The organism is Syntrophorhabdaceae bacterium, from assembly GCA_028698615.1.
Lineage (GTDB): Bacteria > Desulfobacterota > Syntrophorhabdia > Syntrophorhabdales > Syntrophorhabdaceae > Delta-02.
In genome coordinates, this window is the sequence record JAQVWF010000062.1 from 3,703 (window position 1) to 12,431 (window position 8,729).

The following is an 8,729-nucleotide window of genomic DNA, read 5'->3' on the forward strand; positions in this document are numbered from 1 at the left end:
CCATCTTCATCGGTTTTCCAGGTGGTGGAGATAGAAAGCCGATGCCTCCAGTGTGCTTGTAAGCATGTATGCCTCTTCGAGGGTGGCGCCGCGGGCGAAGCTGCCGTGGGCTCTTATGAGGACGACCCTGTTGTCTTTCAGAGTCTGGCTGACAAGCTGGGCGGCTTCCTCGGAGGCGATGGCGTTCTGAGGAGCGACGACGGGTACGCGTTTCAGGTGATAGGCCCCCTCAGAATCGACGGGGACAAGTTCGCCGCTCATCGAAAGAAGGGTTGCATAAGGCGGGTGGGCATGGACCACGGCAAGGGCGCCCGTACTGAGATAAATAGCGCGGTGGACCACATATTCCGATGAGGCCTTGCGGATATTGTCGTCGTCTGCACCATCCAGATCGACCTCAACTATGTCCGCAGGGGATAGTCGGCTCGTCATGCCGCCCTTTCGGGTTATGCATATGTTCGAACCCGCCCGAACACTGATGTTTCCCGCATGAGAGCTCACGAGCCCCCGCAGGAACATATCGCGCCCGAAATCTATGATCTCCCGGACCCTCGCATCATCAACCATGGCACCGTCCTTTCCGTTCTTTTCTAACATAAATGGGCGGGGCTGTGGAAGACCAATCTCCCTTCTTCCGGTTGTAAGGCGGCAGAGTGAGATGAGTCTTCGCTTTTGACTTGAACCATAATTTGGGTTGTTTTATACTCTGCGCAGCGAAGCAGTTCTTTAGTGATTCCAGAATTTCACGTTAGAAAAGGAGAAAAGAATGGCTGACACCGATGGGATGAAAGAAGCCAAGAATTTTTATACCGACAGGCCGCAGGAATGCGAAGGTTTCTTCCTGAAGGGTTCCAATTCGCTGGATTGGGGCATCAAGAACAGACTGGCGCGGATATTCAACCCCGTATCGGGGCGGACGGTCATGCTTGCCATTGACCACGGATATTTCCAGGGGCCCACGACGGGTCTCGAACGGGTGGACATCAACATCCTTCCCCTTGTCCCTTACGCGGATACGTTGATGCTCACGAGAGGCATTCTGAGAAGTGTCGTGCCGCCGTCAACCTCGAAAGCTATAGTCCTCAGGGTGTCCGGAGGCGCGAGCATCCTGAAGGAGCTTTCCAATGAGGACATCGCCGTAGACATCGAGGAGTCCATACGCCTCAATGTGTGCGCCATGGCGGTGCAGGTTTTTATCGGCGGTGAATATGAAAAGCAGTCCATCATCAACATGACGAGAATGGTCGATATCGGGAACCGTTATGGCATCCCGACGCTGGCAGTGACCGCAGTGGGCAAGGACATGGCACGCGACGCCAAGTATTTCCAGCTTGCCTGCCGTATCTGTGCGGAGCTTGGCGCCCATTATATCAAGACGTATTACGTGGAAAAGGATTTCGACACCGTCACCGCATCCTGTCCTGTGCCCATCGTCATGGCAGGCGGCAAGAAGATACCCGAGCTCGACGCGTTGACCATGGCTTACAATGCGGTGCAGCAGGGCGCCTCCGGCGTGGACATGGGGCGGAATATCTTCCAGTCCGATGCACCCATTGCCATGATCCAGGCAGTAAACGCCGTCGTTCATGAGAACATGACCCCGGCTGCGGCTCTCGACCTCTATAAGAGCCTGAAGAATAAGGGTTGATCGAAGATCGACCCGACGAGGGATAGATATTAAAATCTCCTACTGGTACAACAATCAGGACATTCGGATAGAAGAGGTTCCGACGCCTGTTCCCGGGCCTCACGAGATGGTGGTGAAGGTCCACGCCTGCGGCATCTGCGGGAGCGACATCGTCGAATGGTACCGCCTTCCGCGGGCACCCCTTGTGCAGGGCCACGAGATTGGTGCCGAGGTGGCCGTTGCTGGCTCCGCGGTCGAGAGGTTCAAGGCCGGCGACAGGGTCTTCATCCCCCCCAAGATACCCTGCGGTGCTTGTGTCTATTGTGCGAACGGCCACTATCCGCAGTGCACTGAGGTCAAAGAGAGGCTCCCCGGGGCCTTTGCCGAATATGTTCTTGTCCCCGAGATCTTCGTAAAACAGGGAACATACCCCCTGCCGGAAAATGTCACCTACGAGCAGAGCACATTTATCGAGCCCCTGGCATGCGCGGTCCGGGCGCAGCGGCTGGCCGGAGTGGAGAAGGAGCGCAGCGTTCTGATCATTGGCTGCGGAATGTCCGGGCTCCTCCATGTGAAGCTCGCCGTGGCCAAAGGATGCAAGGTCATAGCCGTCGACGTGAACCCGATGAAGTTGAGGTTCGCCGCGAAGGCAGGCGCCGCAGCCGTCATCGACGGCGCCGGGGATGTCGTCGAGAGACTGATGGCCGAAAATGGAAGAACGGCCGATGTCGTGTTTCTTTGCTCTTCTGCCCGTCAGGCCGTGGACGAGGCATGGCGATGCGTCGACAAAGGCGGCACCGTCGTTCTCTTCGCGGTTCCCGGCCCGGAAGAGAAGGTCGTGGTGCCCGTCAACGATTTCTGGATGAAGGAGATCACTATCCGCACATCCTACTACTGCGGTCCCCCTGATATCGTCGAGGCAATGACCCTCGTTGGGTCGGGCACCATAACCGTAGATGATCTCGTAACCCACCGCCTCCCCCTGGGAGACATAGTGGAGGGTTTCAAGCTCGTCTCCGACGGCCGCGATTCGATCAAGGTCATAATCAAACCTTAAGAAGACGGTTTCACGTTTCAGGTTTCACATTCCAGGTAGAAGCAAGACTCGGAAATTGTTGAGAGGACACCCGTCCAGGGACGGGATTCCCGGCATCTTTTGCCTGAAACCGCCCCTCATTCTTCCTTGAAAGCTATCCCTTCGAGCCTGACCACCTGCTGGTCGGGGGGGATGTCTGAGAGGAAGAGGCTTAAGGGTTTTTTGAGGGAGGGATGTACGAGGTCGGGGTCTATCTCTATGCAGGGGACTATGGCGAATTTTCTGCGGTGAAGTTCCTTGTGGGGGACGGTGAGGTGTTCTTCATCGATAACGCCGTCACCGTACATGAGGATGTCGAGGTCGATGACCCGCGGCCCGTTCTTCTCCTCCCTGACCCGGCCCATCGAGGACTCAACGTCGGCCAGGAACCGAAGGAGGTCCAACGGCGTGCCGTGCCAGTCGATCTCAACGGCGCAGTTGATGTAATCATCCTGCCTGATATCTGAGACGGGTGACGTGGAGTAGAAGGATGATATGGACCTGAGGTCGGCCCTATGATCGCTGGAGATGCGCCTGATGGCGGTCTTGCAGTTCTCGTAGCCCTGACCGATGTTGGAGCCTATGCCAATGAAGATCTTTTTGTCCACGCCGGTACCTCCATGCCCCCGCAGTTGATGCCAACGTGTAATGTTTTATTGGTCCTTGCCGTCTGTGTCCTTGACCTCTTTCTTGAAATCCTTGATGCCTTTGCCCACAGACCCCATGATGGAAGGTAGTTTGCCTGCACCGAAGATAAGGACGACGATGACGAGGATTATAATTATCTCAGGAACGCCTAAACCAAACATTGCTAATAATATCACCCGCCAAAGAGACGAGTCAATGCTTTTTCTTCGGTGTCTGGATGTTAAAATCCTTGATTATCTCTATGGGGTCGGTATAAATAGTAGCGGTGCATACCATGAATGACGGCGACATCATCAAGGAACTCAACACAATGCCTGTGAACGTCAAGGCGCGCGGGCTCCTCGAAATGTTTGGCGAGGGTGCGCGGGAAGGAAGCCTCCATTGCGTGCATGCTGCCCTGTATGCCATTGAAACCGGTCAGCTCATCGTGGAGACAGACGTCGCGGAGACGGTGAATGCTATGATGGCATGGAGACCGCCGCGCCTCGTCAATTTTTTTATGCTCATGACCGGCGAGGAGTACGACCCGCCGGGTTGGGAAGCGGCCGCGGACCTCAGGGAATTTGCCGAAGCGATCCTCAACGACATCGAAAACAAAATGGTAACCCACTTCCCCTACTACCGCAGTCCGGAATCTTAGAGACGGCTTTAACCGATTGAGCGTTGAATAAGGTTTTTCTCTGGATGTTGCGCGCGCGAGTGAAGGCATCGGGTCTTCCTCGAAACGTCCCAACAGCATTTGTCTCCAACGTTCAAGCGATTCAAGCCGTCTTTATTGACTCTAGCCTCGATTTGGTTTTAAAATAGTACATGTCAACTATCGATATTCGCGTTATTCCCGATCCTGTTCTCAGGAAGCTTGCGAAGCCTGTTGAGAATATAACGGACGAGCTCGTTAAACTCTCGGGCGACATGATAGAAACCATGATCCTTGCCCATGGAGCCGGCCTTGCCGCTCCGCAGGTCGGGCTTCCTATCCGGCTCATCGCCATCGACGCGTCCCTGAACCCCCGCGAAAAAGAGCCCATCATCCTCATCAACCCGGTAATCGTCGAAACCCACCTGGAGGAGAACGGCGAGGAAGGATGCCTGAGTGTTCCCGGGTATTATGAATACGTGAAGAGGGCCAGGGGAGTGCGCGCTCGGGGTACGGACATGAAGGGCAACACCATCGAGATCGACTGTGAAGGGCAGCTTGCCCGGGCTCTCCAGCACGAGATCGACCATCTCAACGGCGTTCTTTTCATCGATCTGCTGAGCCCCATCAAAAAGAATCTCTTCAAGAAGAAGTATGCCAGGAAGAATGTATGAGGATCATTTTTTTTGGATCCTCCGGTTTTTCGGTGCCATCCCTTCTGCAGGTTAAAGACTCCATAGCGGCCGTTGTGACCAGAAAGGCCCGACCCAGGGGAAGGGGTTATCGGATCGATGACAACGAGGTCAAGAGCGCTGCCATGGGACTCGACCTGCCGCTCATCGAGATAGATTCGTTCAAGGATGACAGTGCGCTGTCCATAGCCGACCATCGCCCCGATCTTTACGTGGTCGTATCCTTCGGACTCATCGTTCCAAAATGGGCCCTCGAAATTCCGTCGATAGGTCCCGTCAATATTCATCCGTCCCTCCTTCCCGCTTACCGCGGCCCGTCGCCGATGCAATGGGCATTGCTCAATGGCGATAGCACCACGGGTGTGACTTTCATCAGGATGAATGAGAAGATGGACGAAGGCGACATCATCCGTCAGGATGAGGTTGCCATAGAGAAGGATGATGACTTCATGACACTGTCGCATCGGCTTTCGGACAAAGCGGCACAGATGTTGCAGTACGTTATGGATGATATCGGACGGCAGGGCATGATGAAGGGCCAGGTGCAGGATCATACAGCGGCCACGTATACCCCGATCATTACCAAGGAGATGGGCAGGATAGACTGGCGGCAAAGCGCCGCCCGGGTAGATTGCCAGGTGAAGGCGTTTGTTGCGTGGCCCACGGCCTTCACTTATCTCGACGGAAAGCGGTTGAATATATACAGTTCATGCGTTGACGAGAGTGTCGAGGCGAAAGCCCCTGTCGGAACGATCACGGGGATCACGAAAACAGGGCTTGAAGTGAGCACCGGCAAGGGCTTGCTCATCATCAGGGAGCTCCAGCTGGAGAACAGGAAGCGTATGAATGCATACGATTTTTCCAGGGGATACCGTGACTTACAAGACAAGTCTTTGAATTAGCTTCACAAATGGTCATTTTTTCATTGACAGGAAAGGCATATTACACATATCATCAGGATAGGGCTATAACGAAACAGAGCGCGATAAGGGGATTATGAAACGATACCTGGTTTTGGCAACATTTGTTTTACTTCTTGCGGGATGTGCAACGAGCAATCAGGTCTCAATGGAAGGCCTCGACCGTCCGGGCTCTCCCGTCGTTCAGAATCCCGTCAGCGGGCAGCCTGGGGCTCCTCAGGCCGAGAATGACCCGTCTGCTTCCAGGATGGGCAAGAAGTATACCGCGAGTTCAATGAAGACCGGGGCGATCGTTGCCCATACGAGGCAGAAGCAGGGTGCCCCGCAGAAGGTTAAACCGCAGCCCTATTCGCTGGAAATGCAGCTCAATGACGATGACGATATCACGACCCTCCTTACCACAAATTACGACCAGAACTTTGACATCCCCATCGTATTCAACGATGCCGTCAAATATTATATTAAATGGTTCTCCGAGGACAAGAAGAAGGTATTCGCCAACTGGTTGAAGCGGTCGCGTCTGTATGTTCCCGTTATCACTGAGATTCTCCGCGAAAAAGGCATGCCCGAGGACCTTGTCTATCTTGCCATGATAGAGAGCGGTTTCAATCCCAAGGCTTATTCACGTGCGAAAGCGTCAGGACCGTGGCAGTTCATATACTCCACGGGCGAGCGCTACGGTCTTGAGGTTGATTACTGGGTGGATGAACGGCGGGACCCGGAAAAATCCACCGTCGCAGCCGCCAAGTATCTCAAGGACCTTTTCGACCAGTTTGGCTGCTGGTATCTCGCTGCCGCCAGCTACAATGCAGGTGAAGGGAGAATAGGGCGCCTGGTCCAAAGACACAATACGACTGATTTCTGGGAACTGTACAAATACAATACCCTTCCCCGTGAAACACGAAACTACATCCCCCAGTTGATAGCGGCGGCCATCATTGCCAAGGACCCCGAGAAATTCGGTTTTGGCAGCATCACCTATGATCCGCCCGTCAGGCTTGCCGAGGTGAGTGTCCCCCCGGCAACACCGATCACGGCCATTGCCAGGGCTTCATCCGTCAACGTCGACGTTATTCGGACCTGCAATCCCGAGATCCTGCGAGGCATCACGCCTCCGGGAACGAATGATTACGTGGTGAACCTGCCGTCGGATGTCGACAGGCAGGCTTTCAACGAACGCCTGAAGACGGAGCTTGAGGGGATCCCGACGGTAAGAGGCATCACCACCTACAAGGTGCGGAAAAGAGACAGCATGGCGCGGATCCTCCGAAAGTTCAAGGTCAGTGAACGCGACCTCGTCCTTGTCAACAGCGGTGATAACGACCTCAGGATCAAGCGGGGAATGGTCATTGCCATACCGAGGTTCTCCGGAAACTCAACGAACAGGACGGTTCTCGCAAAAGCGGCAGCTCAGGACCCGCCGAGCGCGAAGAGATCAAAGACCGTTCGGAAAGATGACGATGATGGCAGGCCGGCAAAAGTTGCCTCGCGGAAAATAGTGCCGGAACGGGATGAGCCGGTGCATGCTGTGAAAAAGGTCAGCAAACGTACCGTCAGGACCTTCCATGTTGTAAAAAGGGGCGAAACCCTTTCCGAGATAAGTGACCGCTATGGCATCGATGAAGCCAGCCTGCGGTCGGTAAACAAGCTGAAGGGAAACAGGGTATACCCCAACATGAAGATCCGCCTTGCGAGCCACGTGACGACGGCAAAGACAGTGGCTCCCGCAAAGTCGAAAAAGGTTCGGTACCACACGGTAAAAAGAGGTGAAACGCTGACATCCATATCGGAGAAATACGGTATCGATATCGACGACCTGAAATCCGCCAACAAGCTGAAAGGCAACAAGATAAACAGCAGAGCCAAACTGAAGATCGTAAAGAAAGGGTAAAGGCCGTCTCTCAGACCTTTAGTACCAGGTTTATCATATCGCCGCGGGAGAAACCCATGGCGTGAAAGAACTGGAGAAGATCCCAATCGTTCCAGTTGACGAGGGTATATATGGTATCGACGCTGTATCTCTGGAGGTTGTCGATAAGACCCACGGCGAGGACCTTGGCGATGCCCCTGTTCTGGTAATCAGGGTCTATCCCGATCGTATCGATCCAGCCGATGTTGTTGGGCACCTTGAACTCCCACCCGCTGACCTCACCCAGAATAAAGCCTGCCACCCTTCCATCTATCTCCGCGACCAATGAGGCATCGGGGGGTCTGGTCTCCGCCTGCTTTATGATCTTCGTAACCCAGTAGTCCTTCCTGCTCTCGCCGAGGACCTTTGTATCGATGTCCACTATGAAGTCCAAGTCTTCCTTTACCATCTGCCTTACGGAAAGCTTGTCCAGAAAATTACTCATAATTAGTTTTACCTCGCTTGTTCTTTTTTTAACATAGTGGTTGCACAAATTGCAAGAGAAAGATCGGTTGTGCAGAGAGTGAAAGAGGCAATATTATCGGCCTCTTAGAACCGATGCGAGAATGATGGCCCTATTTGAGGGTCAGGCTGTGAGGCCTCGCGCATGGGAAGGAGCTTCTTTTCCATGGCCCCGGCCCATTCTATTTCTGCTTTTCCTCATCGCGACCTTGCATTGCGGACAGAGAACCCCCGCACAGTCTTCACGGAGAGTGAATACTCCTCCGCACAGGTAGCAAATCTCTTCGTTCCCCGTCCTTGTCGGGTAATCCGGGTAGGTTCGGTGCAGGCATGTGGGTTTTGAGCATACAAAGACCTTCACCGTGTTGCAAACATCGAAGTCCAGGTACATCCTGGAGCCGCAGTGCGGACAAGGTGAAGTTGATGCTGCTGTCTGTGCCATGTGCCACCCCCTATCTGTCTGATGGTATTATCGGCAGAGGCCTTGAATGTTTTAGTGAAAAGATTCCTGAGTGTTCGGCAAGAGGGTGACTTCTGGAAACGACCCGTTACCTATCTTCGAACAGAAAAAGGCCCCATAAGTCGTTAGAGCCTATGGGGCCTGTAAAAACAGATTGTTAAGCTGTTCCAGCTACTTTGTGATGAAGACCTTGTGCTTTTCCAGTATGTGCCGGAACTCCTTGCTCTTTCTGAGGTTGTTGATGTCCGGGTCCTTTCTCAGGCTGTCGTAATCGTTGAAACCCTTTGAAAGGGCGGCGT

Annotated in this window: 10 protein-coding genes; 6 read left to right on the forward strand and 4 right to left on the reverse strand. The window is 54.0% G+C overall.

Features of this window, described 5'->3' with window-relative positions:
• Window positions 1–6: 6 nt before the first annotated feature.
• Window positions 7–567, reverse strand: a complete 561-nt coding sequence (locus tag PHC90_13160; protein ID MDD3847291.1) for a class II aldolase/adducin family protein — start codon at window positions 565–567, stop codon at window positions 7–9.
• 199 nt (window positions 568–766) lie between these two features.
• Between PHC90_13160 and lsrF the strand changes: the two genes are divergently transcribed.
• Together lsrF and PHC90_13170 are read left to right on the forward strand one after the other, a co-directional pair.
• Entirely contained in the window at window positions 767–1,648 is an 882-nt protein-coding gene (gene lsrF / locus PHC90_13165) for a 3-hydroxy-5-phosphonooxypentane-2,4-dione thiolase (protein MDD3847292.1), read from the forward strand.
• A gap of 106 nt (window positions 1,649–1,754) precedes the next feature.
• Window positions 1,755–2,684 carry a zinc-binding dehydrogenase gene (locus tag PHC90_13170; protein ID MDD3847293.1) on the forward strand — a complete coding sequence of 310 codons (930 nt, stop codon included), beginning with the start codon at window positions 1,755–1,757 and terminating at the stop codon, window positions 2,682–2,684.
• 116 nt (window positions 2,685–2,800) lie between these two features.
• On the opposite strand, the gene folK is transcribed toward PHC90_13170, so the two are convergent.
• Complete coding sequence (folK, locus tag PHC90_13175; protein MDD3847294.1) at window positions 2,801–3,310, reverse strand: 2-amino-4-hydroxy-6-hydroxymethyldihydropteridine diphosphokinase; 510 nt, start codon at window positions 3,308–3,310, stop codon at window positions 2,801–2,803.
• A 45-nt stretch (window positions 3,311–3,355) separates the two neighbouring features.
• On the reverse strand, window positions 3,356–3,511 hold the full coding sequence (gene tatA / locus PHC90_13180) for a twin-arginine translocase TatA/TatE family subunit (GenBank protein MDD3847295.1): 156 nt from the start codon (window positions 3,509–3,511) through the stop codon (window positions 3,356–3,358).
• Window positions 3,512–3,624: 113 nt separating this feature from the next.
• On the opposite strand from tatA, the gene PHC90_13185 reads away from it, so the two are divergent.
• From PHC90_13185 to PHC90_13200, 4 genes are all read left to right on the forward strand, one after another.
• Window positions 3,625–3,990: a hypothetical protein gene (locus tag PHC90_13185; GenBank protein MDD3847296.1), complete on the forward strand. Its 366-nt coding sequence runs from the start codon at window positions 3,625–3,627 to the stop codon at window positions 3,988–3,990.
• A gap of 170 nt (window positions 3,991–4,160) precedes the next feature.
• Entirely contained in the window at window positions 4,161–4,661 is a 501-nt protein-coding gene (gene def, locus PHC90_13190; protein MDD3847297.1) for a peptide deformylase, read from the forward strand.
• Window positions 4,658–5,581: a methionyl-tRNA formyltransferase gene (gene fmt / locus PHC90_13195; protein ID MDD3847298.1), complete on the forward strand. Its 924-nt coding sequence runs from the start codon at window positions 4,658–4,660 to the stop codon at window positions 5,579–5,581. The genes def and fmt overlap by 4 nt, the downstream gene beginning before the upstream one ends.
• 94 nt (window positions 5,582–5,675) lie before the next feature.
• Entirely contained in the window at window positions 5,676–7,490 is a 1,815-nt protein-coding gene (locus PHC90_13200; GenBank protein MDD3847299.1) for a LysM peptidoglycan-binding domain-containing protein, read from the forward strand.
• A 10-nt stretch (window positions 7,491–7,500) separates the two neighbouring features.
• Here the strand turns inward: PHC90_13200 and PHC90_13205 are convergent, their stop codons facing one another.
• Entirely contained in the window at window positions 7,501–7,953 is a 453-nt protein-coding gene (locus PHC90_13205; protein ID MDD3847300.1) for a GNAT family N-acetyltransferase, read from the reverse strand.
• Window positions 7,954–8,729 lie beyond the last annotated feature (776 nt).

Excerpts from the sequence above, each read along its gene's own strand:
- PHC90_13170 (MDD3847293.1), top strand. The coding sequence starts at position 1,755 with ATGGTGGTGAAGGTCCACGCCTGCGGCATCTGCGGGAGCGACATCGTC.
- fmt (MDD3847298.1), top strand. The coding sequence starts at position 4,658 with ATGAGGATCATTTTTTTTGGATCCTCCGGTTTTTCGGTGCCATCCCTT.
- tatA (MDD3847295.1), bottom strand. The coding sequence starts at position 3,511 with ATGTTTGGTTTAGGCGTTCCTGAGATAATTATAATCCTCGTCATCGTC.
- PHC90_13200 (MDD3847299.1), top strand. The coding sequence starts at position 5,676 with ATGAAACGATACCTGGTTTTGGCAACATTTGTTTTACTTCTTGCGGGA.
- def (MDD3847297.1), top strand. The coding sequence starts at position 4,161 with ATGTCAACTATCGATATTCGCGTTATTCCCGATCCTGTTCTCAGGAAG.
- lsrF (MDD3847292.1), top strand. The coding sequence starts at position 767 with ATGGCTGACACCGATGGGATGAAAGAAGCCAAGAATTTTTATACCGAC.
- PHC90_13185 (MDD3847296.1), top strand. The coding sequence starts at position 3,625 with ATGAATGACGGCGACATCATCAAGGAACTCAACACAATGCCTGTGAAC.
- PHC90_13205 (MDD3847300.1), bottom strand. The coding sequence starts at position 7,953 with ATGAGTAATTTTCTGGACAAGCTTTCCGTAAGGCAGATGGTAAAGGAA.
- PHC90_13160 (MDD3847291.1), bottom strand. The coding sequence starts at position 567 with ATGGTTGATGATGCGAGGGTCCGGGAGATCATAGATTTCGGGCGCGAT.